Origin of the sequence: Nocardia sp. FDAARGOS_372 (assembly GCF_002554515.1) — a bacterium.
GTDB classification, from domain to species: Bacteria; Actinomycetota; Actinomycetes; order Mycobacteriales; family Mycobacteriaceae; genus Nocardia; species Nocardia farcinica.
In genome coordinates this window covers 2,117,793-2,139,673 of the sequence record NZ_PDDW01000001.1, presented here as the reverse complement: position 1 = coordinate 2,139,673, position 21,881 = coordinate 2,117,793, and the positions used below count along the sequence as shown (strand labels likewise).

At 65.9% G+C, this 21,881-nt stretch carries 21 protein-coding genes and 1 pseudogene; 17 read left to right on the top strand and 5 right to left on the bottom strand.

What is annotated here, in order from left to right; translation table 11 throughout:
- Positions 1 to 17 precede the first annotated feature (17 nt).
- Positions 18 to 2,174 carry an MMPL family transporter gene (locus CRM89_RS10470; protein ID WP_086843839.1) on the bottom strand — a complete coding sequence of 719 codons (2,157 nt, stop codon included), beginning with the start codon at positions 2,172 to 2,174 and terminating at the stop codon, positions 18 to 20.
- A 535-nt stretch (positions 2,175 to 2,709) separates the two neighbouring features.
- Here CRM89_RS10470 and CRM89_RS10460 point away from each other — a divergent pair.
- From CRM89_RS10460 to CRM89_RS10430, 6 genes are all read left to right on the top strand, one after another.
- Positions 2,710 to 3,342, top strand: a complete 633-nt coding sequence (locus CRM89_RS10460) for a class I SAM-dependent methyltransferase (RefSeq protein WP_098083858.1) — start codon at positions 2,710 to 2,712, stop codon at positions 3,340 to 3,342.
- Between the two features lie 808 nt (positions 3,343 to 4,150).
- On the top strand, positions 4,151 to 4,840 hold the full coding sequence (locus CRM89_RS10450; protein ID WP_172964619.1) for a thioredoxin domain-containing protein: 690 nt from the start codon (positions 4,151 to 4,153) through the stop codon (positions 4,838 to 4,840).
- A 70-nt stretch (positions 4,841 to 4,910) separates the two neighbouring features.
- Positions 4,911 to 5,468: a vitamin K epoxide reductase family protein gene (locus tag CRM89_RS10445; protein WP_228787596.1), complete on the top strand. Its 558-nt coding sequence runs from the start codon at positions 4,911 to 4,913 to the stop codon at positions 5,466 to 5,468.
- 63 nt (positions 5,469 to 5,531) lie between these two features.
- Positions 5,532 to 6,185 (top strand): TlpA disulfide reductase family protein, encoded by a 654-nt coding sequence (locus CRM89_RS10440; RefSeq protein WP_086843848.1) that lies wholly within the window; start codon positions 5,532 to 5,534, stop codon positions 6,183 to 6,185.
- Entirely contained in the window at positions 6,182 to 6,835 is a 654-nt protein-coding gene (locus CRM89_RS10435) for a TlpA disulfide reductase family protein (protein WP_086843850.1), read from the top strand. Before CRM89_RS10440 ends, CRM89_RS10435 begins: the two co-directional genes overlap by 4 nt.
- Positions 6,832 to 7,635, top strand: coding sequence for a cytochrome c biogenesis CcdA family protein (locus CRM89_RS10430; protein ID WP_067514643.1), 804 nt, complete (start codon positions 6,832 to 6,834; stop codon positions 7,633 to 7,635). The genes CRM89_RS10435 and CRM89_RS10430 overlap by 4 nt, the downstream gene beginning before the upstream one ends.
- A 76-nt stretch (positions 7,636 to 7,711) precedes the next feature.
- Here CRM89_RS10430 and CRM89_RS10425 read toward each other — a convergent pair whose 3' ends face one another.
- On the bottom strand, positions 7,712 to 8,203 hold the full coding sequence (locus CRM89_RS10425; protein ID WP_054811703.1) for a heavy metal-responsive transcriptional regulator: 492 nt from the start codon (positions 8,201 to 8,203) through the stop codon (positions 7,712 to 7,714).
- A 122-nt stretch (positions 8,204 to 8,325) separates the two neighbouring features.
- On the opposite strand from CRM89_RS10425, the gene CRM89_RS31645 reads away from it, so the two are divergent.
- From CRM89_RS31645 to CRM89_RS10415, 3 genes are read left to right on the top strand one after another with little or no spacing between them, the layout of a single operon-like run.
- Positions 8,326 to 8,949, top strand: coding sequence for a cation transporter (locus tag CRM89_RS31645; RefSeq protein WP_371391984.1), 624 nt, complete (start codon positions 8,326 to 8,328; stop codon positions 8,947 to 8,949).
- A complete protein-coding gene (locus tag CRM89_RS31640; protein ID WP_371391983.1) occupies positions 8,897 to 9,382 on the top strand; it encodes a cupredoxin domain-containing protein in 486 nt (161 codons plus the stop codon). The genes CRM89_RS31645 and CRM89_RS31640 overlap by 53 nt, the downstream gene beginning before the upstream one ends.
- Positions 9,383 to 9,399: 17 nt before the next feature.
- The gene (locus CRM89_RS10415) at positions 9,400 to 9,609 is read left to right on the top strand and encodes a heavy-metal-associated domain-containing protein (protein ID WP_086843852.1); all 210 of its coding nucleotides are present in this window, start codon (positions 9,400 to 9,402) and stop codon (positions 9,607 to 9,609) included.
- A 1,138-nt stretch (positions 9,610 to 10,747) separates the two neighbouring features.
- On the opposite strand, the gene CRM89_RS10410 is transcribed toward CRM89_RS10415, so the two are convergent.
- Genes CRM89_RS10410 through CRM89_RS10400 form a run of 3 tightly spaced genes read right to left on the bottom strand, consistent with a single transcriptional unit; the run spans position 10,748 to position 14,415 of the window.
- The gene (locus tag CRM89_RS10410; RefSeq protein ID WP_086843854.1) at positions 10,748 to 11,815 is read right to left on the bottom strand and encodes an NAD(P)/FAD-dependent oxidoreductase; all 1,068 of its coding nucleotides are present in this window, start codon (positions 11,813 to 11,815) and stop codon (positions 10,748 to 10,750) included.
- Positions 11,812 to 13,035 (bottom strand): MFS transporter, encoded by a 1,224-nt coding sequence (locus CRM89_RS10405; RefSeq protein WP_086843856.1) that lies wholly within the window; start codon positions 13,033 to 13,035, stop codon positions 11,812 to 11,814. Before CRM89_RS10405 ends, CRM89_RS10410 begins: the two co-directional genes overlap by 4 nt.
- A gap of 9 nt (positions 13,036 to 13,044) precedes the next feature.
- On the bottom strand, positions 13,045 to 14,415 hold the full coding sequence (locus CRM89_RS10400) for an NAD(P)-binding domain-containing protein (RefSeq protein ID WP_086843858.1): 1,371 nt from the start codon (positions 14,413 to 14,415) through the stop codon (positions 13,045 to 13,047).
- A gap of 101 nt (positions 14,416 to 14,516) precedes the next feature.
- Between CRM89_RS10400 and CRM89_RS10395 the strand changes: the two genes are divergently transcribed.
- The 8 genes and pseudogenes from CRM89_RS10395 (at position 14,517) to CRM89_RS10360 (ending at position 21,651) form a co-directional block, all read left to right on the top strand.
- On the top strand, positions 14,517 to 15,356 hold the full coding sequence (locus CRM89_RS10395; RefSeq protein WP_223518911.1) for a GNAT family N-acetyltransferase: 840 nt from the start codon (positions 14,517 to 14,519) through the stop codon (positions 15,354 to 15,356).
- A gap of 67 nt (positions 15,357 to 15,423) precedes the next feature.
- The gene (locus tag CRM89_RS10390) at positions 15,424 to 15,801 is read left to right on the top strand and encodes a helix-turn-helix transcriptional regulator (protein WP_086843861.1); all 378 of its coding nucleotides are present in this window, start codon (positions 15,424 to 15,426) and stop codon (positions 15,799 to 15,801) included.
- Positions 15,798 to 16,904, top strand: a complete 1,107-nt coding sequence (arsB, locus tag CRM89_RS10385) for an ACR3 family arsenite efflux transporter (protein ID WP_086843862.1) — start codon at positions 15,798 to 15,800, stop codon at positions 16,902 to 16,904. Before CRM89_RS10390 ends, arsB begins: the two co-directional genes overlap by 4 nt.
- Positions 16,901 to 17,335, top strand: a complete 435-nt coding sequence (locus CRM89_RS10380) for a low molecular weight phosphatase family protein (protein WP_098083856.1) — start codon at positions 16,901 to 16,903, stop codon at positions 17,333 to 17,335. The genes arsB and CRM89_RS10380 overlap by 4 nt, the downstream gene beginning before the upstream one ends.
- Entirely contained in the window at positions 17,332 to 18,000 is a 669-nt protein-coding gene (locus tag CRM89_RS10375; RefSeq protein WP_086843866.1) for an arsenate reductase ArsC, read from the top strand. Before CRM89_RS10380 ends, CRM89_RS10375 begins: the two co-directional genes overlap by 4 nt.
- A 15-nt stretch (positions 18,001 to 18,015) precedes the next feature.
- A complete protein-coding gene (locus CRM89_RS10370; protein ID WP_054811692.1) occupies positions 18,016 to 18,426 on the top strand; it encodes an arsenate reductase ArsC in 411 nt (136 codons plus the stop codon).
- Positions 18,427 to 19,681: 1,255 nt separating this feature from the next.
- Positions 19,682 to 20,848, top strand: a pseudogene (locus tag CRM89_RS10365) (IS3 family transposase).
- Between the two features lie 146 nt (positions 20,849 to 20,994).
- Positions 20,995 to 21,651, top strand: a complete 657-nt coding sequence (locus tag CRM89_RS10360) for a GNAT family N-acetyltransferase (RefSeq protein ID WP_098083855.1) — start codon at positions 20,995 to 20,997, stop codon at positions 21,649 to 21,651.
- Positions 21,652 to 21,881 lie beyond the last annotated feature (230 nt).

Below are 21,881 nucleotides of genomic sequence, written 5' to 3'. Positions count from 1 at the left end.
GGGTCGGTGTCGCTGGGTCAGTGGTGGGCGAAGCTGATGGCGGGCAGAACCCGGTGCAACCACGCCGGGCTCCACCAGGCCGCGTGCCCGGTCAGGCGCAGGATCACCGGCAGCAATACCAGTCGAACCAGCAGCGCGTCGAGCAGCACCGCCACACCCAGGATGATGCCCATCTCCTTCGGCGGCAGCGGCTCGGCCAGGGCGAAGGTGAAGAACACCGCCACCATCACCGCCGCGGCGGCGAAAATGACCCGCCCGGAATGCGCCAGCCCGTCCAGGTGCGCGGCGTGTGGGTCGCCGGTGCGTTCGTAATGCTCCTTGGCGGTAGCCAACAGGAACACCGTGTAGTCCATGGCTATGGCGAAGATCATCGCGAAGAAGAACACCGGCCCCCACCCGTCCAGGAACCCTTGCGGGGTGAAACCGAGCAGCCCGGCACCGTGCCCGTCCTGGAAGATCAGCTTGGCCACCCCGAACGCGGCCGCGGTCGAGAGCAAGCTGACCAGGGTGCCCAGGGCCGCGATCAGCGGAGCCCGCAACGCGATCAGCAACAGCACGAACCCCAGGATCAGGATGACCGCCACCACGATGGGCAGGTAGTCGTTCAGGGCTTGTTGCAGGTCGAGGTTCTCCGCCGCCGCACCACCAACGACGGCGTTCTCGGGTAGATCGGCGCGCAGACGGTCCAGGATCTGGGCCATCTGCGGTGCGGACGGATCCACCGCGGGCATCGCCTGCATCATCACCAGGTCGGCGCCGTCGGCGGCGGGCTGGGGTGGGGTGAGCATGAGGATGCCGTCGCTGGCGCGCGCGATGGTCGCGGTGGTCTCGGCCTCGGCGGCGGGAGCGATGATCGAGAGCATGCCCGGGGCTCCAGGTCCGAACTGCTGCTGAATCAGTTCATAGCCTTGGCGCACGGGGGCCTCGGCGGGCACCACCGTGATCGAGGGCATCGCGGTCTTGAGCCCGAACATCGGTATCGCCAACCCGATCAGGATGGTCAGCGCCACCGCAGCGAGGGGCCACGGGTGCTTGTGCAGGATCTGACCCCAGCGTGCGAACACCGGGGAGCGGTGCTGCTGACGGCGCGCGTACGGCAACGCCGCAGCGTTGACCTTGCCACCGAGCGCTCCGAGCGCGGCGGGCAGCAGGGTCAGGGTCGCGGCCAGCACGAACACCACCGCGAGCATGATCCCCACGGCCATGGTCCGCACCGCGGGGGCGGGCACGATCAGCACCGCCGACAAGCTCACCAGAACCGTCAACCCCGAGAGCAGGACCGCCTTGCCGGCGGTGTCCATGGTCTCGGCGACCGCGGCGCGGGGATCGCCCGTGCGGGCCAGGGCGTCGCGGAAGCGCGCGACCAGGAACAACGCGTAGTCGATGCCCAGGGCCAGGGCGAACATCATGGCGAAGTTCATCGCCCACACCGAGATCGGGGTGATCTGGTTCAGCAACACCAGCCCACCCGCGGAGGCGACCAGGCCCGCCAGGGTCAGCAGCAACGGCAGCCCGGCAGCGACCAGTGACCCGAACGCGAGCACCATGATCGCCAAAGTGACCGGCCACGAGTACATCTCGGCCTTGATCATCGCGTCGTGGTTGGCGACGTTGAAATCGCTCCACAACGCCGAGGCCCCGGTCGGGTAGACCTCGATCCCGTCCTGGGACAGCGCGCTCAACGCGTCCTTGTGTTCGTCGACGGCCTTGACCATGTCGTCGGTGGAGGCGTTTGCGCCCGCGATCACGATTCCGGTGTGCTCATCAGGGCTGATCGTGAATCCGGGCTGCGGGGCGATCACCTGCGCGATCCGCTTGTCACCGGCGAACACCGCGGTGACCTGCTCGACCGTACGGGTCATCGCCGGATCGCCGATCCTGGCGGCCTCGGAATGGATCACCACCTGCACCGCGGCCGAGGAATTGCCGCCGAAGTGTCGCTGGGCCAGTTCGCGTGCGCGTACCGATTCCGAGCCGTTGGCCTGCCATCCCGCCCCGGCCAGAGAGGTGAACACGCTAGGCGCGGCGGCTCCGAGTGCGATCAGCACCAGCAACCACACCCCGATCACCGCCTTGGTGTGGCCAGCCATGAACGCACCCCACCGGCCCAGCGCACCGGAGTGCCCGGTGCCGTGGTGAGCGGGTTCGGTGACAGCGAGTTTCGTGTCCACCATTCCACCTTTCGTAAATACCCTAGGGGGTATACCTCGTGTCGAGACGAAGATACCCGAGGGGGTATTGGCGGGCGCATCCCGCCCCCTACTCGCGGCAACCAACTGCAGCCTCATGGGCATCGTCGAGTTCATGCGAGCCACCGCCGGGGACTGGGCTGTATCGCTGCCGAAATCGACCTGCATCTTGATCCGGCGTGCCCGTTCGCGTGGGTGCCCTGCTGGTTGCTGCTCGCTGCTGCCTACGACGGCCCGCATACGGTGCGACTGCGGCACTTATGCACGACCGTGCTCAACGAAAGCGACGACGTGGACGCCGATCATTGAGCGCTCACGCCGCCTGGGCCGAGTGTTCGCCGCAACCCGACCGACGGACTCGGGTCTGTGACCAGATCAGCCCCACGCCGACCCCGCGGGACCTGGACGCGCTGGCGGCACCAAGCCGCTACCTAGAGAGTTCAGGGGTTTTCCCGATAGTGACTGTTGGAGATGCAGCGCAGACTGGGACTCACCCGACGGACCACCGAACAGAGGCATCATGCAGCAGCCGAGCATCGACCGCATCGCCGCGGTTTTCGACAGAAACGCCACACGTTATGACCGCCAGATCGGCGCGTTCGAGCGATTTATGCTCGGTGACGCGCGTGGTTGGGCCGTGGGTCATGCCAGGGGACGGGTCCTTGAACTTGCCGTAGGCACTGGGTTGAACTTGCCCCGCTATGGCAGCGAGGTGGAACGGGTCATCGGCGTCGACGTCTCCCAAGGTGTCCTCGATATCGCTCGACAGCGTCCGCACCGCCAGGATCTCGCGGTGCAGCTCCGTCTGGGTGACGTGCAGGACCTCGATGTTGCTGACTCGAGCGTCGATACGGTGGTATCGACCTACACTTTCTGCACCATTCCCGACCCGGGACGTGCCTGTGCGCAGGCGTACCGGGCGCTGGTCCCGGGTGGGGTTTTCGTGCTCGCTGAGCACGGACCATCCACCTCAGCACCGGCTCGGCTCTTCATGCGCTTGATCGAGCCGATCAGCGTCAGGTTCGGGGCCGACCATCTGCTGCGTGACCCGATTCCCTACCTGGAAGCCGCCGGATTCGTGATTTCCGAATCACGTCGCACCGGCCGCGGTGGGGTCACCTTCCGGGTTCTGGCGCAAAAGCCCGCTGATTGAGCAGTCGTCTGTCGCGAGTAGTCGTCGGCCCGGTCGTCTGGGCGGTTTCGGATCATCTATTACCCTGGCGGCGTGCAGAGCAGGCGTTGCGGTGTAGCTGTGCGAGTGGGACTCGCGCGGTTGACCGCGGTGTTGGCAGCTCTGGTGGGACTGGCGATGATGCAGACTTCACCGTGCGCGGATGAGGTTCGCGCCTTTGGTCATGACATGCGGTGCGCGACCATCAATGTGTCGTCAGCTGCTGTCAGCGATGAGGGCACTTCTGCGCCGTCAGCGTCGGAAGTGGCGGGCGACCTCGACGCTGGCGCTGATCTTCTCGCCGGCGCCGTGTTGGGGCCGGAGGCTCCGGTCGGAGTGCTCGGGCTGTGTGTGATTCTGCTCCTGAGCGTGTTGTTCGCCGTGGCTCGGCAGGCCCGCGCCCGTCCGATCCTTGTTGTACCGGCACGCGCGGGGCCGCGCCCGCGCAACATTCAGCGGCGCTGCCACGCGCACAGCTTGGCCATGCTCTGCGTGTTGCGCACATAGGAGCAGGCCTTCTCTCGGTGCGTCCGCGTGTTGTCGGCATCCGCAGTCGGCACCGCCGACGCACCATTCGGGGCAACTGCTTGACGCGGCCGTGTCGTGTTCGACGCACGGCAAACTGCCCATCACCGTCATCCATAGCGAGCGGCCTCTGTCGTCGGCATCGGATGCGCCCTCTATGGCGGGAAACCGCGCGCACCGAGACCCGTCCGACATTCCCGCTTTCGGAAAACAGTAAGGAACCGACATGCCGCAAAGGCAGAGCAAGGCTGGCGAGGCCCAGCGTATGAACACGTCAACCCCGGACAAACGAGCCTCTCGCCGAACGCGAAACTTGATGATCTCGGCAGTGATCGTTGCAGTCTTCGTCGCGGTGGCCGCCGTGATCGTCGCGATCAACTCCGGCTCCGAGAAGGACCAGCCCGACGCGGGGGCCGACATTCAGAGCGTGCTCGTCCGCGACAACAGTCATCGGGTCGGTCCCGTCGGCGACGGCAAGGTCACGCTGGTGGAATTTCTCGACTTCGAATGCGAGGCCTGCGGCGCAGCGTTTCCCTTCGTCGAGCAACTTCGCGAAACCTACAGCGGGCGAGTGACATTCGTCGTGCGCTACTTCCCGATCCCGTCGCACTTCAACGCCGAACGCGCGGCACGTGCAGTGGAGGCCGCCGCCGGGCAGGGTGCGTTCGAGGCGATGTACAAGAAGATGTATGAAACACAGTCCGAGTGGGCCGAGCAGCGCGTTCCGAAGGACGACGTCTTCCGTGGCTTCGCCAGCGAGCTCGGGTTGAACATGACGCAATGGGACTCCGCCTACAGCGATCCTGCCACCCTGCAACGAATCAAGGACGACGTCGCCGACGGCCGAACCCTCGGTGTGCAGGGAACGCCCACCTTCTTCCTCGACGGTGTCAAACTCCAACCGCGCTCCGCCGAAGACTTCATCGAGGCCATCGATGCCGCACTCGCCAAGTGAGGCAAGCATCGCCACGCCGACTCGGAGAAGGGACTATCGGGACCCGTTCCCGCGGCTGCTGCCCTGGCTGTTGCTGATCGGTGGTCTCCTCGGCACGGTGGCTGCGAGTGTGCTCACAGTGGAGAAGATGGCGCGACTGCGGGATCCCGCCTATGTGCCGAGCTGCAGTCTGAACCCCATCGTGTCCTGCGGGTCGGTCATGGACAGCCCGCAGGCGGCGGCGTTCGGTCTCCCCAATTCTGTGCTGGGGATCGCCGGGTTCGCGGTGGTCACCACTGTGGGTGCCGGGCTGCTGTCCGGAGCACGGTTCCAGCGCTGGTTCTGGCTGGGACTACAGGCCGGTGTCAGCTTCGGTGTCGTGTTCGTGCACTGGTTGATCTACCACACGCTATACAGCATCGGGGCCCTGTGCCCGTACTGCATGGTGGTGTGGGCAGTGACGATCCCGATCTTCGGCTACGTCACCCTGCGCAACCTCGTGGTGGGTGATCTGCCTGTCCCCGCCGCTGGCCGGCGACTGGCCGACGTCACGGCCGATTACCACGGCGTCGTTGTCACCGTCTGGTCTCTCACGATCGTGTCGTTGATCGGCATCCGCTTCTGGAGCTACTGGAGCACGCTGTTGTGAACGTGGGCGCCGGTCCGTGCCACCCACCTGTCTACTACGATGCATAGTAGACAGGTGGTGGTGATGGAGAAGTTGTCGCGCGTGCAGCCGGGTGCTCGTGGGGTGGTCGTTGGCCTGTTGGTAATTGTCGCGTTGATCGTGGCGATCTGGCCGCGATCGACTTCGTCGCAGACCCGATCCGGGCAACCGGGTGTTTCGGCGGATGCAGTCACCGGCTCCGCCGCAAACGCTCCCGAGGTGGGTCACGCGGGCTTGGCACAGCTGCGGCGTTGCCCGACTACCGCCGTAGCGCCGCAGGCCGACGCCGACTTGCGCGGTGTCTCGGCGCGGTGTCTCGGGTCGACCGACACCGTCGACCTCGGCGCCGCGCTGACCGGCGAGCCGACCTTGATCAATCTCTGGGCATCTTGGTGCGGGCCGTGTCGGGAAGAGATTCCCGTGCTCGATGCGTACGCGAACGAGCCCGGTTCGGTTCGCGTCGTGGGGATCAACGTGCAAGACAACCCCGTCGCTGCCCTGGATCTACTGACAGCCCTGGGCACCGACTATCCGTCATTCGTCGATTCCGGCGACGTGCGCGGGGCATTGTCCGCGCCCCCGGTGCTGCCGCTGAGTTTCCTTGTCCAGCAGGATGGTTCGGTCGCGCGCATCACTACACCCGCTGTATTCGACAACCCCGCCCAGATTCGGGCCGCGATCAGTGAGATGACCCGATGATCCAGCGACAAGGCACGCGAACGACCGCACGACCCACCCCAACACACGTTCGGCGATCCCAGTTTATCGCCGTGCTCGCCCTTGGCATCTGCTCGGTGATCGCCGTGACCGGTTGCGCTGCGGGCTCCGATTCGGTCGCGACTGGTGGTGGCACGTTCGACTTCGTTTCACCGGGCGGGCAGACAGACATCTTCTACGATCCGCCGGAGGCTCGCGGGCAGATCGGGGCCCTGTCGGGGCCCGACCTCATGGCCGAAGACAAGGTTGTGTCCGTGGCCGACTACGCCGGGCAGGTGGTGGTGATCAACCTGTGGGGTCAATGGTGTGGGCCGTGCCGTGCTGAAGCCGACGACCTCGAACGCGTATATGCGGCCACCAAGGACATGGGAGTGCAGTTTCTGGGGATAAATGTCCGTGATCCGCAGCGTGACAAAGCCCAGGATTTCGTCATCGACTACAAAGTCGGCTATCCGTCGATTTATGACCCCTCGATGCGGACGCTGATCGCGCTCGGCGGCAGCTATCCCACCAGCGTCATCCCGTCCACTTTGATTCTGGATCGGCAGCACCGGGTAGCGGCCGTGTTCCTGCGTGCCCTGCTGGCAGAGGATCTGCAACCGGTGATCGAGCGTGTGGCGGCGCGACGATGACGGCGCTCGCCCAGGGGATAGGCACCAGTTTTCAGACCGCCGCCGCGACCGGGCCACTGCTGCTCGCGCTCGCCGCCTGCATACTCGCCGGGCTGGTCTCGTTCGCGTCGCCGTGTGTTGTCCCGCTGGTGCCCGGGTATCTGTCTTACCTCGCTGGTGTTTCCGGCGCCAGCACCTCACCCGGCGGTGCCGATGAGCCGGGCTCGGGCGCAGACCGCTGGCGGGTGGCCGGTGCGGCGGCGTTGTTCGTCGCCGGATTCACCGTGGTGTTCGTCCTTGCCACCGCGTCGGTGTTCGGGGTGATCGGAGCGTTGCGGATCAACGAGGATCTGCTCCAGCGCATCGGTGGTGTGGTCACGATAGTGATGGGTCTGACCTTTGTCGGGCTCATCCCGGCGCTGCAGAAGGACACCCGCTTCGCCCCGTTGCGGATATCCTCGCTTGCCGGAGCGCCCTTGCTCGGGGGAGTGTTCGGGTTGGGGTGGACGCCCTGTCTGGGGCCGACTCTTGCGGGAGTCCTCTCGGTCGCCGCCGGAACCGAAGGCACGACCGCCGCGCGCGGCGTGGCGCTGATCGTTGCCTACTGCGTCGGACTCGGATCACCGTTCATCGTTCTCGGCTTCGGCTCCGCGAAGGCCTTGCGCGGTGTCGGTTGGTTGCGCCGACATTCCAGGACTATTCAAATCGCCGGTGGTGTCATGCTGATCCTGGTGGGTGCGGCGCTGGTCAGCGGTGTGTGGGCGGTGTTCATCGGCTGGCTGCGCAACGAATTCGTCACCGCGGTCGTGCTGCCGATATGACGCCGCGGCGACTCAGTGGCGAGCCACCGACTGCCCGCACGCCGTCTGGTGGCCAACTTCGATGAGCGAGAACAACTCACCTGCCAACTCCACCACCTGGAGGAGTTGAGCCCGCTTCGCTCACATGACCGAACGGGTCGGCATCGAGCGGTTGGTCGTTCGACACCGAGACGTTGGATTCGATGATCCAGCAGACTGTGGAGTCGTCGTGGCTGGTGGGCTGGTCGGTACGGGAAGTGTCCAGCAGTGTTTGCAGGTGGGCTTCGAGGGTGATGAGTTCGGCGATTTGGGCCCGGACCTGGTCGAGGCGCTCGCTGAGGATCGCTTGGACATGGCCGCAGGGTTGTTCGCCGCGGTCGTGGACAGACAGGATCTGACCTGCTTCGCGCAGACTCAGCCCCGCCGCTTGCGCCCGGCGGATGAACTGCAACCGGGCCAGGTGCTCGGAGCTGTAGTCGCGGTAGCCGGTAGGAGTGCGGCCCGGTTCAGGCATCAAGCCCTCGCCCTCGTAGAACCGGATCGTTTTTGTCGTGACTCCGCCCGCTGCAGCCAGTTCACCGATCTTCATCGCATACTCCCTCGGATCCGGCCCCTTGACATTCCATCTTACTGGAAGGTTCAGGATGGGATTGCCAAGCGGGAGGCGTGTGGATGGATGGAGGTCGGCGTGAACGAGCTCGAGTGTGCAGTATGCGGGATGACGTGCTGGTGCTCGTCGCGGTGCCGGTGATGCCCGCGTCGAGCGGACCCCTACCGGCCGAGGACGCGGCTGCCGCGCCGCGGCGGTTGGAAGTCGCTATCGGCGGGATGACGTGCGCGTCGTGCGCGACCAGAATCGAGCGGCGGCTCAATACGATGGACAGTGTCGTGGCCACCGTCAACTTCGCCACCGAGAAGGCCCGTGTCGAGATCGATTCCGACACCGCAGACGCCGACGTGATCGAGGTGATCGAAGCCACCGGGTACACCGCACGAATTCCACACCCGGTGCGAGGTCCTGATAGCGAAACCTCCTATGAGACCGAGACATACGACACCGACACTCGCTCACTGCGCCAGCGAATGCGAGTGTCGGTGGCGTTGGCGTTGGCGGTGCCGGTGGTAGCGATGGCAATGGTGCCACCGTTGCAGTTCACCAACTGGGCAGTGGCTGCCGCTCACCCTGGCGGCGCCGATAGTCGTGTGGGGCGCCTGGCCGTTCCACCAAGCGGCGTGGACGAACCTGCGTCACGCCGCCGCGACCATGGACACTCTCATCTCGGTGGGCGTGCTGGCCGCGTTCGGTTGGTCGCTGTACGCGCTGTTTCTCGGTGATGCCGGGCTGGCGGTAGCGACCGGACTGGTGGTGCTCGGGATGGGGTTCTACACCCTCAACGGTGGACTCGAACTCGCCGGTTCACCGTTGGCCGCTGGGCGTATCGCCGAGGCGTTCGGCGCGAGCCAGCCGGTGGCCGATGCCTCCGCCGCTACCGTCGCAGACGGCGCGCAGGTCGTGACGATCACCGCCCGCACCGGCGCCTACACACCGGACAACGTCGCAGCGAAGCCCGGTGTACCGACCACCCTGGTGGTCAAGACCAACGGCACCCAGGGCTGCATCCGGTCGCTGGTCATACCGAGCCTCGACATCCAGAAAGTCCTGCCGACCACCGGCGAGACCCGTATCGACCTCGGGATTCTTCGACCCGGCCGCCTGGACTACACCTGCGGCATGGGCATGTACTCCGGCACCCTCACCATTGCTTGAGAAGGGATCGAAAACCTATGGGCACACACACCTTCCGGGTCGACGGCATGCACTGCGGCAGCTGCGCATTGCTCATCGACGACACCCTGCAAGACCTGCCTGGTGTGCGCGAGACCCGCACTTCCCGGAGGCACAACCGCACCACCGTCGACCTCGACTACGCCACCCCCGGCGATGTCATCGCAGCCATCGCCGAACTCGGCTACACCGCAACGGTCGACTCGTGACGACCCTGGCCTCATTACATTCGCCCAATTCCAAGCCAGCACGGCGCAACCGGCGCCGCCCTGGCAAGCACCAATCCGTCGGCACCCAATAGCCCGATCAACCGATCGCCAGCCGCTTGCACGACTTGACCTTCCATCCTAATGGAACGTTTAGCATCGCTGTGGTCCACCGGTCAGCCGAGATTGTCTTGGCAGCTCTGGGAACCACGACGACGGCACCGTATCAATCCACCGATCGCGCGGCCGACGAGTCCGAACACGCAACCCAGGGAGGTGATTTACGTGAACCCGCTGAAGATGATCTGTGACTGGATGTGCAGCATGATGGGCCCTTGCTGTCCCATGTGACAGCAGGACGGCTCCCGCAATCACGGCGGGCCGATCGACTCTGGACGGTTCCGGTGTCGATCGGCCCGCTCTGTCCGGACAGTTCAGTCGTCACTCGGCAAACAGCGCGCTGAGGTCGGTCTATCGTCGCTGTTGGCCTTGCCCGACCCGGCGGTAGCTGACTACTGCCGACTCGCACAGGACTCGGCGCAAGAAGAGGTTCGGAGCAGTCGCTGGGATACTGCGGCGTGCTAGCAGAACCGAGTCGGCGTGAGTGAAGTCAAGCCAAGCTGAACCCCACTTGCGAAGAACGTTTGCATCGACGCTATCCAGTGCCACACACTGCTCGATCGAATCCATGTTCGACCATCACCACGCCGTGCGGTTAGTGGAACTGCGTCTGGCCCGCCAAGTAGGGAGCCTTAGCGGCGCTGCCCGTGAGCCGCCTGCGGGCTGTCTGTCGTCCTGGTCGCCATGATGCGCCCGGTCGCCGTGGTGCCGAACCGTCCGTCAGTAGAACTTCTGGCGTGAGGCGGTCAGTGTTCGCAGTCGGTGTGCGCGGGCGGACTGTAGGTGGTCGCGCCGCAGGCGAGGCAGGTGTGTGCGCGGTGGTGGCCGCCGACGCGCCGACACGGCATTGCGGCGACGACTGCTCGTCCTGCGCCGAGGCGGTGGCCGTTGGGGCAGAACCGCGGCGAGGGCTCTGTCCAGACACCGAGCCTCACGTATGGTCGCGTGGATTCGCACACATGTTCGACTATAGCCCGGGTGTTGCTGGTAGGCGACACCCGGACGCCTAGCGCTGGGAGGCTTACAGACCGACTTTCGCCGGTGCCCGGTTGATGTGAGCGGCCAGCGCGGTGGTGACGTGTTCGGCGTCGCGGTGGACGCCGCGCAGCGTGTTGGAGGAGAACGTCCGCTGGAACTCGAGCCCGACGTAGGCGAGGCCGGGGTGTGTGGTGGATATACCGGCGTTGTGGAGTGGGTATCCGTCAGCGAGGGCGCCGAGCTCGGTGAGGTAGCCGAGGTTGGGTCGGTAACCGGTGGCGAAGAGCACTGTGTCGACCGGTTCGCGAGTGCCGTCAGCCCAGACGATGGCGTCGGTGTCGAAGCTGGTGAACATGGGTCGGCGGTCCATGCGCCCGGTTGTGAGGGCGTGTTGGTAGTCGCCGGTGTCCATGACGAGGGTGCCGCCGACGTAGCGGATGAGCCATTCGGGTGGGAGTTGGTCGAATCCGGTAGAGACGAGCCAGTGGTGGATGTCGTGTCCGTCGCGGTGTTGGGGCAAGAAGTTGATCGGGTTGTGGGTGGCGAGGGTGACGGTGGCGTGGTCGGCGAGTTCGTAGGCGATTTGCACGGCGGAGTTGCCCGCGCCGACGACGATGACGCGTTGACCCGAGTAGTGCTCGGGGCGCCGGTAGTCGGCGGCGTGCAGGACGGTGCCTTGGAATTTGTCTCCTCCGGGCAGTTCGGGCACATAGGGGTTACCGAAGGAGCCTGTGGCGGAAACGATTCCGGCGGTGTGGAGTTGTTGGCCGTCGCCGGTGTGGACGACGAATCCTTGGTCGGGGTGGGACTCGACGGTGGTGACGGTGGTGTTGGTGCGGATGTCGGCGTCGAGGGTTTTCGCGTAGCGGCGCAGGTAGTCGACGACCTCGTCACGATGCGGGTAGTGGTCGGGCTCGGCGGGGAAGCCCAGACCGGGCATGCTGGAGTGTTGGGCGGGTGAGAACAGGGTGAGGCTGTCGTAGTAGTGCGACCAGGACCCGACGGGGTCGGGCCCGGCCTCGAGCACGACTGGGGTCAGGTGGTGGTCGGTGAGCGCGCGGGCGGCGGTGAGTCCGGATTGTCCTGCGCCGATGACGATTGCGTCGATCATGAGTGTTGTTCTTTCGGTGAGTGTTTCGGGATGGTGGTCAGCGACAGTGCCGCGGCGAGGGCGGCGGCTGTGCCCAGGATCAGGAACGTGGCGGGATAGCCGCCCAGGTTCGCGGCCAGGGCGGTGGCCACGAACGGTGCTGAGGCGATGGTGATGGTCATCGGTGCGGAGACGAGCCCAGTGAGTTGCCCGTAGTGGGCCGAACCCCACCGATCGGTGATCGCGGTGGCTTGCAGCAGGGTGAACACCCCGCGTGCCATACCCGACAGGATCGCGGCGACGGTCAGTGCTGCTGCGGTGGTGAAGATTCCGAGCAGCATCGTGGTGGCGGCGATCGCGATCAGGATGATTGCGGTGCGGGTGCGCACACTGGTTCGGTCGGCGAAGGCGCTGTAGCCGATCCGGCTCACGACCTGCCCGAGTCCGCCCAGTCCGAGAGCGAGTGCTGCGGTGGTGGTGGAGATCCCGCGCTCGGTCATCAACGGCACGAGGGTGACCACGACCGCGAAGGACGCGAATCCGGTGACGCTCAACGCGATCGCCAGGGTGATGAATGCCCGGCTGCGCGCGATGCTGCCGGGGTTGCCCAGGTGGGCGTGTTCGGTGCCTTCTTCGGGCCGGGTCGGCCAGACCAATCGCAATCCGAACCAATGGCCCGGGATCGTCACGACCGCGAGGATCGCGGCGAGGATCAGATAGGTTGCGCGCCAGTCGAACCTGGTTGCCAGGGCTGCGGTCAAGGGTGCGAAGACGGTGGAGGCCAGCCCACCTGCGAGGGTCAGCACGGTCAGCGCTTTCACCCGGTCGGGCCCGTACCAGCGGGTCAGCGCCGCGAACGCCGGGGGATACAGCACCGCACCCATCGAGATCCCGGCCAGCGCCCAGCCCAGCAGAAACGCTGTCAGGGTTTGCGCGGTGGCCACGACGATCAGTGCCGTGACCGCGAGCGCCGAGCCTGCGGTCATCACAATGCGGGGTCCGTGGCGGTCCAGGCGACGGCCGACGAGGATGCCGGTGAGCGCGGTGAGGAGTTGTCCGGCCGAGAACACCGCTGTCAGCGCGGTGGCCGACCAACCGGTGTCGGTGGCGATGGCTCCGAGCAGGACCGGGAAGGCGTAGAACAGGATTCCCCAGCTGGTGATCTCGGTGACGCACAAGACCACCAGCACCCGCCGCAACCCGGTCGCGGCGGGTGCCGCTGATATCGAAACAACCTGCATCGCAGTGGATCAGCGCGCAGGCGAAGAGGTCAGGGGCAGTTCCTGGATCGCGGTCGGGACGCTGAGGGTCAGCTCCTGCACTGCGGTCGGGGCCCCGCAGCATCCGCCCGTGGATTCTTCGGCGGGGGCGTCGAACAAGCCGGATCCGCCGCAGACCCCGGTGTCGGGCAGGGTGAGTTCGACTCGCTGCGCGGCTTCGTGGTCTCCGGCGAGGGCGGCGACGATGGAGCGGACCTGCTCGTATCCGGTCATCGCCAAGAACGTCGGCGCGCGGCCGTAGCTCTTCATCCCGGCCAGGAACACGCCGGGTTCGGGGTGGGACAGTTCGGTGACTCCGTGCGGGTAGACCGTGCCACAGGAATGCGCGTTCGGGTCGATCAACGGCGCCAGCTTCGTCGGAGCCTGCAACGTGGCGTCGAGGTCGAGACGGATTTCCGACAGCCAGGACAGGTCCGGGCGGAACCCGGTCAGCACGATCACTTCGTCGACATCGGTGACGGGGTCGCCTTCGGCGGGGATGAGCGTGAGCTGGCCCTGGTCGGCGTGTTCGACGGTCTCGGTGCGGAATCCGGTGACCACGTTGATGTGTCCGGCCTCGACCGCTGCCTGAGCGCGCAACCCGAGGGCGCCGCGAGCGGGCAGTTCGTCGGCTTGTCCGCCACCGAAGGTCGATCCGATCGTGCCCCGACGCAGCAGCCACGTGATGCGAGTCCCCGGGTGCTCGCCGGCCAGTTCGGCGAGCACGATCAACGCCGTGAGCGCGGAGTGCCCACTTCCGGCGACGACCACGTGACGGCCTGCGTGGCGGGCCGCGATATCAGGGTCGGTGAGGTCGGGCACACGGTAGGAAATACATTGTGCCGCAGCGGCTTCGCCGATGGCGGGCAGCCCGTCTCCGCCGAGCGGGTTCGGTGTCGTCCAGGTGCCGGAGGTGTCGATAACCGCGCGGGCGATGATTCGTTCCTCGCGCCCGTGCGCGCTACGCACGTGCACGGTCAACGGTTCGCTGTCGCGTCCGGCGTCCACGACCCGGTCGCGGCCTCGACGCGCGACACCGGTCACCTCGGTGTTGAACCGGACCGAATCGCCGAGTGCTGCGCCGAGCGGGCGCAGGTAGTGCTCGACCCACTCCGCGCCGGTCGGGTAGCCCTCGAGGTCGGGTTCGGACCAGCCCGCACCGTCGAGCAGCGGGCGTGCGGCCGGGGCGATCAGCTCGGCCCAGCGCGAGAACACCCGCACGTGATGCCACTGCGCGACAGCGGCACCGGCGTGCTCACCGCGTTCGAGCAGCAAAAACGGCAGCTCACGGCGGGACAGCTCGGCAGCGGCAGCCAGACCGACCGGCCCAGCTCCGACGACAACTACGGGCAGGGAGTTCATGACGAACCTTCTTTCATCGATACAGATCGATTAACTACGGCCGAGAGTATCGACTGGCATCGATGAAAGCAACCATCGATCTACGTCGATATACTGGCCGCATGCCCATCGCTCTGCCCCAAGCCCAGGTCCTGCCGACCGGCGAAGCCACCACCTACGCCGAGTGGTTCGCCTGCCTGGCCGAACCGGTGCGGGTGCGACTACTTCACGCGGTGGCCACGACCCCGAAAGGGATCACGGTCGGCGCGTTGACCGAGATCCTGGGCACGAGTCAGTCCACGACCTCCCATCACGTCCGCAAGCTCGCCGACGTGGGATTCGTGCGCCTGCACAAGGAAGGTGCCGCGACCATCGTCACCGTCAACGAGGCATGCTGCGCCGGACTGCCGCACGCCGCCGACGCGGTGATGGGCCTGCTCGCCCCGCGTCCGTGCTGCCCCGCCGACCTGCCCGTCGACGTCACCATCCGCGCCCTGGAGCCCAGGGATTGGGCTGACGTGCGGCGCATCTACGGTGAGGGGATCGCCACCGGCATCGCCACCTTCGAGACCGAAGTCCCCACCCGCGCCCACCTCGACAAGCACTGGCTGCCCGCCCACCGATGGGTCGCCGAGATCGACGGACGGATCGTCGGCTGGACCGCCGCCACCCCGGTATCGAGCCGCGACTGCTACGCCGGTGTCGCCGAGACCTCGGTCTACGTCGCGAACTCTCACCGTGGACGCGGCGTGGGCAAGGCACTGCTGCACAAGCAGGTCCTCGCCGCCGACGACGACGGCTTGTGGACGTTGCAGACCTCGATCTTCACCGACAACCGCGCCTCACTGGCCCTGCACCACAGCGCCGGATACCGCACCGTCGGCGTCCGCGAACGCATCGCCCAACGCGACGGCGTCTGGCACGACACCGTCCTGCTCGAGCGCCGCTCGCCTATGCGGTAGGGCTCGTCCCTGGCGTTCACCGGCTGTTTGCTTGCCTCACCATATTGATATCGGTCAATATTGGCGTATGTCGAAGTCGAAGTTGGTGGTGACGCCTGTGCAGGCGTGCTCCGCCGCGCCACTGGTGCGTGAGCCCCTGTCCGAGCCTCACGCCGTCGAGCTGGCGAGCGTGTTCAAAGCACTGTCGGATCCGGTCCGGCTGCGCCTGCTGAGCACCATCGCCTCCCGTGAAGGCCAGGAAGCCTGCGTGTGCGACCTGTCGGCCGGGATCGAGTTGACCCAGCCCACGATCTCCCATCACCTCAAGGTGCTGCGCGAAGCCGGTCTGCTCGACAGCGAACGCCGCGCCTCCTGGGTGTACTACCGGGTCGTCCCCGAAGCCCTGCAACGACTGTCGGAAGTTCTGCTCGTCGAAAGCGGCACCGCGATCGGAGTCACCGCATGAGCACGACCACCACCGAGCACCCCGCCGTCGTCGGCAAGCTGTCGACTCTCGACCGGTTCCTGCCGGTCTGGATCGGCGTCGCCATGATCGCCGGGCTGTTGCTGGGCCGGATGATTCCCGGTCTCGGCGACGCCCTCTCGGCCGTGGAGATCGACGGCATCTCGCTACCGATCGCAATCGGCCTGCTCATCATGATGTACCCGGTCCTGGCGAAGGTCCGCTACGACCGACTCGACACCGTCACCGGCGACCGCAAACTCCTGATCAGCTCCCTGGTGCTGAACTGGATCCTCGGCCCGGCCTTGATGTTCGCCCTGGCGTGGCTGTTGCTGCCGGCTCTGCCCGAGTACCGGACCGGACTGATCATCGTCGGGCTGGCCCGTTGCATCGCGATGGTCATCATCTGGAACGACCTCGCCTGCGGTGACCGTGAGGCCGCTGCCGTGCTGGTCGCGTTGAACTCGGTGTTCCAGGTGATCATGTTCGCCGTCCTGGGCTGGTTCTACCTCTCGGTCCTGCCGGGCTGGCTCGGCCTGGAACAGACAACCATCGACACCTCACCGTGGCAGATCGCGAAATCGGTGCTGATCTTCCTCGGTATCCCGCTGCTGGCTGGGTTCCTTACCCGCCGCTTCGGTGAACGTGCCAAGGGCCGCGAATGGTACGAATCCAGCTTCCTGCCCAAGATCGGGCCGTGGGCGCTCTACGGGCTGCTGTTCACCATCGTGATCCTGTTCGCCCTGCAAGGTGAGCAGATCACCTCCCACCCCCTCGACGTCATCCGCATCGCGATCCCCCTGTTGGCCTACTTCGCGATCATGTGGGGCGGCGGCTACGCGATGGGCGCGGCCCTGGGCCTGGGCTACGAACGCACCACCACCCTTGCGTTCACCGCTGCGGGCAACAACTTCGAACTCGCCATCGCCGTCGCTATCGCCACCTACGGCGCCACCTCCGGCCAAGCCCTGGCCGGAGTCGTCGGCCCGCTCATCGAGGTCCCCGTCCTCGTGGCGCTGGTCTATGTGTCCCTCGCCCTGCGGAAACGATTCCAGCCAACCCAGCGCACCGGCGCCGCGACAACCGATGAGGTGACACCGCGGTGAGCACCACCCCGTCCGTGCTGTTCGTCTGTGTGAAGAACGGCGGCAAATCGCAAATGGCGGCCGGGCTGATGCGAGCCGTCGCCGGTGACCGCGTGCAGGTCCATTCCGCCGGAACCGCACCCGGCACCACCATCAACGCACTCTCCGCCGAAACGCTGCGCGAAGTCGGTGTCGACATCAGCGCCGAGATCCCGAAACCGATCGACCCGGCCCTACTGCGCTCAGTCGACGTGGTCGTCACGCTCGGGCGGGAAGCACACATCGACCCGGTCGACGGGGTGCGGCTCGTCAACTGGGACACCGACGAACCCTCCAAACGCGGCATCGACGGCATCGAGCGCATGCGCTTGGTCCGCGACGACATCGCCGCCCGCGTCAACAACCTGCTCACCGAACTCACCACACCCGCCGAGCAACGGACCACATCATGAGCGACAGCCCACTCGCGCCCACCCACACCCGCCACGACCTGACCATCGACCAGCAACTCGCCCTGAAAACCGCCGCCACGCACCTGCAGCGCGAGTTCGACGGCACCTTCGGCGTCGAGACCATCGAACGGTTCCTGCACTCCTCCTACGACCAGTTCGCCGGACGCGCGACCGTCATCAACTTTCTGCCGCTGCTGGCCGAACGCTTCGCCCGCCAACGCCTGCACGCCCTGGCCCGCGTCGAAGGCAAAGCCCACACCGGCACTCCCACAGTGCTGTTCCTGTGCACCCACAACGCCGGACGCTCCCAAATGGCCCTCGGGTTCTTCACCCATCTCGCCGGGGACCGGGCGGTGGCCTGGTCCGGCGGCAGTGAACCCGGTGACGAGATCAACCCCGCCGCCATCGCCGCGATGGCCGAGGTCGGCATCGACATCACCGCCGAGTTCCCCAAACCGTGGACCGAGGAAATCATCCAAGCCGCCGACGTCGTCATCACTATGGGCTGCGGCGACGCCTGCCCGCTCTACCCCGGACGCCGCTACGAGGAATGGGACCTCGACGACCCCGCCGAACTCGACATCACCGCCATCCGACCCATCCGGGACGAGATCGAAACCCGCGTCCGGCTCCTGCTCACCGAACTCGACCTCCCCGCCAACTGAAAGGCATTGCCCCACATGAGCACCCAGCCCAGCGTGTTGTTCGTCTGCGTCCACAACGCCGGACGCTCCCAGATGGCCGCCGGATTCCTCACCCACCTCGCCGGCGACTCGATCGAAGTCCGCTCCGCCGGGAGCGCCCCTGCCGAGACGATCAACCCGTCCGCAGTGGAGGCGATGGCCGAACTCGGTATCGACATCTCCGACCAGACCCCGAAGATCCTCACCTACGACGCGGTAGAAACCTCCGACGTCGTGATCACAATGGGGTGCGGCGACACCTGCCCGGCCTTCCCGGGCGTCAGCTACCGGGACTGGGTCCTGGAAGACCCCGCAGGCAAGGGAGTCGAGTCCGTGCGGCCGATCCGCGACGAGATCAAGACCCGCGTCGAAGCCCTCGTCGCCGAGCTGCTGCCGACGCGCGCCTGACAAGGCCCCGCACACGGTCAACCCAATCGAGCCTCGCGCCACGACAACCAGGGCGCGAGGCTCGAACTGACGGCGACACCAAACTGGCCGCCGACGAAGTGATCGCATCGATCACGCGCGCCAGCGAGCTCGACGGATCAGCCCACGCTATTTCGACATCGCAGGCGCACTCACCTGCGCAGACGGAGCAGCGCCCGTGCGAGGCGTAGCTGGCCGCTAGGCCGTGTTTCTTGGGTGAGGGGCACGAGCGTCAGGCCACCACCATTGATCCGGCACCGTAACAGCCCAGCGCGAGCGCGACCGCCGTCGCCGAACCACCGAGCAGATCACGCACGTAGACAACGGTATCCACGTGATCGGCTGTTGGTGCCCGGGTAGCGAAACCGGCGGCCCCGCCGGTGGGCCCGGAACCGGAGAAGTCCCAGCACACAAGCATGTCCACGGAATCGCAGGCCCATCGTGACGATGACGCTGACGTCAGGTGATTCGGGCGAGCGTAGTGTCGGCCGACAAGTCGTTCGTCACACTGACTCGGTTCGTATGCGGCCGCTCAGCGAGATCTCAACCGAATCTCGCTTGTCGGTGCGCAGCGAATATGCGGATGTCGGCCAGCGGATTACGGAGATGATGGGCGTTGTGTGGCATGCCATCGCAGGACGTCGAGGAGAGCTTCAGCCTGCTGCCGTGCTAACTGCTCGCTGTCTCGGTCTTTGGCAATCAGTATCTCGCAGACCGCTTCGAGTGGCGGACGCCGCTGTCGGGATTCGTTGGAGGCGTTCGGATCGGGTGGCGCTGTGTTCTCGGTCATTCTCATGTTGTGCCACCGATCTACGCTGCCGTCTGACAAATCGGACCTCCGGCGTGTCGCCGGATTCCGTCGGCGTGTCGTTAGCTGTCAGCTAACCCCCCTAGGGCGCCAACCTGCGACCCGTCACCTGGGGTTTTCCTCGCTCTCTAGCATCTCGATCTCGTCCAAACGGCCCTGACCTGCGCAAATGATGCGCAGGTTGGCGCCCCCGGCAGGACACACAAAACATGGGCAACCGGAAAACGCCTGGTCATCGCGGATTCCTACCCGATCTAGCGATGCTGTCCGGCCGCGACCTATCCTATCGCGCTCCCATCTACGTTGTGCCTGCGGGTGAGGCACAACGAAGATGCAGTCACGCGTGACCCGGGATAGGTTCGGGGCTGCTGCAGGTGTAGGTGACAATCGAGATGGCTTGCCGGGAGGCGGGCCTGAGAGGATGTCACAGTGCCCAAGCCGTATCCGAAAGAGTTCCGCGACGACGTGGTCAGGGTCGCCCGCAACCGCGACGACGGGGTGACCCTCGACCAGATCGCGGCCGATTTCGGCGTCCATCCGATGACGTTGTCGAAGTGGATGCGCCAAGCCGACGTCGACGACGGGAACAAGCCGGGAACCACTCGCAGCGAGTCCGCCGAATTGCGTGATGCCCGCCGCCGGATCCGGTTGCTGGAGCAGGAGAACGAGGTCCTGCGGCGCGCGGCTGCCTATTTGTCCCAGGCTCAGATACCGGGAAAAGGCTCTACCCGCTCGTGAAAGAGCTTGCCGCCGACGGGATCCCCGTGGCGGTGACGTGCCGGGTGCTGCAGCTCGCTCGCCAGCCCTACTATCGGTGGCTGGCCGATCCGGTGACCGCCGCCGAGGTCGCCGAGGCGTATCGAGCCAATGCGTTGTTCGATGCGCACCGCGACGACCCCGAATTCGGCTACCGGTTTCTCGCCGACGAGGCCCACGAAGCCGGTGAGACGATGGCCGAGCGGACCGCGTGGCGGATCTGCTCGAGCAATCGGTGGTGGAGCGCGTTCGGCAAGTCCCGGCGCGGCAAGAACGCCAAACCAGGGCCGCCTGTCCACGATGATCTGGTGCAGCGGAACTTCCGCAGCGACGCACCAAATCGTTTGTGGCTCAGCGACATCACCGAACATCGCACCGGTGAAGGCAAGCTGTATTTGTGTGCGGTCAAAGACGTGTTCTCCAACCGGATCATCGGCTATTCGATCGATTCACGAATGAAGTCCCGGCTGGCGGTGACCGCGGTGAACAATGCTGTCGCCCGGCGAGGTGATGTGGCCGGTTGCATTCTGCACACCGATCGCGGATCTCAGTTCAGGTCAAGGAGATTCGTGCACACGCTCAACCGTCACCGTATGGTCGGATCGATGGGGCGCGTCGGCGCGGCCGGCGACAACGCCGCCATGGAAAGCTTCTTCAGCCTGCTGCAACGCAACGTGTTGGACCGGCAGCGCTGGGGAAACCCACGATCAGCTCCGGATCGCCATCGTCACCTGGATCGAACGCACCTATCACCGTCGGCGCCGACAAGCTCGGCTCGGCCGGTTGACCCCGATCGAATTCGAAACCATCATGTCCCCAGCAGCCCGACAGGCTGCTTAACCACTGTCACCCGATCTTGCAGCAGCCCCGTTCGCGTGAATCGGCGTCCCGCATCTGCAACTTCCGACGGGTTGCCAGCTCAAACGGGAGTGCGCGCGGGCAGCCTTCGTCGGAGCGTCGTGTCGAGGTGTAGACCGGCGTTGGTGATGGTGGTCGCGGTGGCGCGCTATTGCGCATCGCGTGTACTCCGTCTCGTGGTCACCTCGCTACGCACTCCGCGTCGTGTCATTCTTGTCGGCCGAACCTCCAGTGGTGAGCCGGTGATTCTGCGCCCTCCGCGACTGTCCGACGCGTCTACCTGGCGCGCGATCCGAATCGCCGACCGTTCGGCGATCGAGCCGTTCTGGCTGACCGACGAGCGGAGCTGGGAATCGCGCCACCGCGAGCGGGTGTGGATTCACGAGTGGCTATGGTCGAGAGCGGAGGCGAAGGCCGACCGTATCGTGCGCACGGTCATCGAGGTCGGTGGCCGATTCGCGGGACAATGCGACCTGTGGATACAGCCTCACGACAAGCGTGGCGAACTCAGTATCTGGGTCGACTCTCGACTGTCCGGGCGCGGCATCGGTGCGGCGGCGGGGCGTCTGATCGTCGGGTATGCCTTCGATGAACTGGATCTCGCGCGCGTCACTGCGCCGATAGATGTGGACAATGTCAACTCGAGTCGATTGGTTCGCGGGATCGGGTTGGTGCGTGAAGGCACGATGGTCAGCTATCTCAGCGTCGGTGGTAGGCGCCGCGATCACGATCTCTGGGCTGTCTCCGCTCAGTCTTGGGAGCGGTATCCGTCGGCCGAGTTGTGAGACCGGGCAGTCCAGTTTTCGGCGTCTAATACGTAGAGACATAGTAGGTGCATCTTGCGTGCTGCCGGTCCGCGAGCCGTCGGCACGTCGGGCCGGGAGAGCGGCGATGGGGCATCGTTTCGGGGAACTGGGGAGCGGTTGTGATGGACCGTGCCTGGTCGGCCGACGACACCATCACGGTCCGGCAGGTGTACGGCGACTTGCTTCGTGACCGAGAGATCGCCTACACG

Excerpts from the sequence above, each read along its gene's own strand:
- CRM89_RS10470 (WP_086843839.1), bottom strand. The coding sequence starts at position 2,174 with ATGGTGGACACGAAACTCGCTGTCACCGAACCCGCTCACCACGGCACC.
- CRM89_RS10460 (WP_098083858.1), top strand. The coding sequence starts at position 2,710 with ATGCAGCAGCCGAGCATCGACCGCATCGCCGCGGTTTTCGACAGAAAC.
- CRM89_RS10450 (WP_172964619.1), top strand. The coding sequence starts at position 4,151 with ATGAACACGTCAACCCCGGACAAACGAGCCTCTCGCCGAACGCGAAAC.
- CRM89_RS10440 (WP_086843848.1), top strand. The coding sequence starts at position 5,532 with ATGGAGAAGTTGTCGCGCGTGCAGCCGGGTGCTCGTGGGGTGGTCGTT.
- CRM89_RS10435 (WP_086843850.1), top strand. The coding sequence starts at position 6,182 with ATGATCCAGCGACAAGGCACGCGAACGACCGCACGACCCACCCCAACA.
- CRM89_RS10430 (WP_067514643.1), top strand. The coding sequence starts at position 6,832 with ATGACGGCGCTCGCCCAGGGGATAGGCACCAGTTTTCAGACCGCCGCC.
- CRM89_RS10425 (WP_054811703.1), bottom strand. The coding sequence starts at position 8,203 with ATGAAGATCGGTGAACTGGCTGCAGCGGGCGGAGTCACGACAAAAACG.
- CRM89_RS31645 (WP_371391984.1), top strand. The coding sequence starts at position 8,326 with ATGCGGGATGACGTGCTGGTGCTCGTCGCGGTGCCGGTGATGCCCGCG.
- CRM89_RS10415 (WP_086843852.1), top strand. The coding sequence starts at position 9,400 with ATGGGCACACACACCTTCCGGGTCGACGGCATGCACTGCGGCAGCTGC.
- CRM89_RS10410 (WP_086843854.1), bottom strand. The coding sequence starts at position 11,815 with ATGATCGACGCAATCGTCATCGGCGCAGGACAATCCGGACTCACCGCC.
- CRM89_RS10405 (WP_086843856.1), bottom strand. The coding sequence starts at position 13,035 with ATGCAGGTTGTTTCGATATCAGCGGCACCCGCCGCGACCGGGTTGCGG.
- CRM89_RS10400 (WP_086843858.1), bottom strand. The coding sequence starts at position 14,415 with ATGAACTCCCTGCCCGTAGTTGTCGTCGGAGCTGGGCCGGTCGGTCTG.
- CRM89_RS10395 (WP_223518911.1), top strand. The coding sequence starts at position 14,517 with ATGCCCATCGCTCTGCCCCAAGCCCAGGTCCTGCCGACCGGCGAAGCC.
- CRM89_RS10390 (WP_086843861.1), top strand. The coding sequence starts at position 15,424 with ATGTCGAAGTCGAAGTTGGTGGTGACGCCTGTGCAGGCGTGCTCCGCC.
- arsB (WP_086843862.1), top strand. The coding sequence starts at position 15,798 with ATGAGCACGACCACCACCGAGCACCCCGCCGTCGTCGGCAAGCTGTCG.
- CRM89_RS10375 (WP_086843866.1), top strand. The coding sequence starts at position 17,332 with ATGAGCGACAGCCCACTCGCGCCCACCCACACCCGCCACGACCTGACC.
- CRM89_RS10370 (WP_054811692.1), top strand. The coding sequence starts at position 18,016 with ATGAGCACCCAGCCCAGCGTGTTGTTCGTCTGCGTCCACAACGCCGGA.
- CRM89_RS10360 (WP_098083855.1), top strand. The coding sequence starts at position 20,995 with ATGGTGGTCGCGGTGGCGCGCTATTGCGCATCGCGTGTACTCCGTCTC.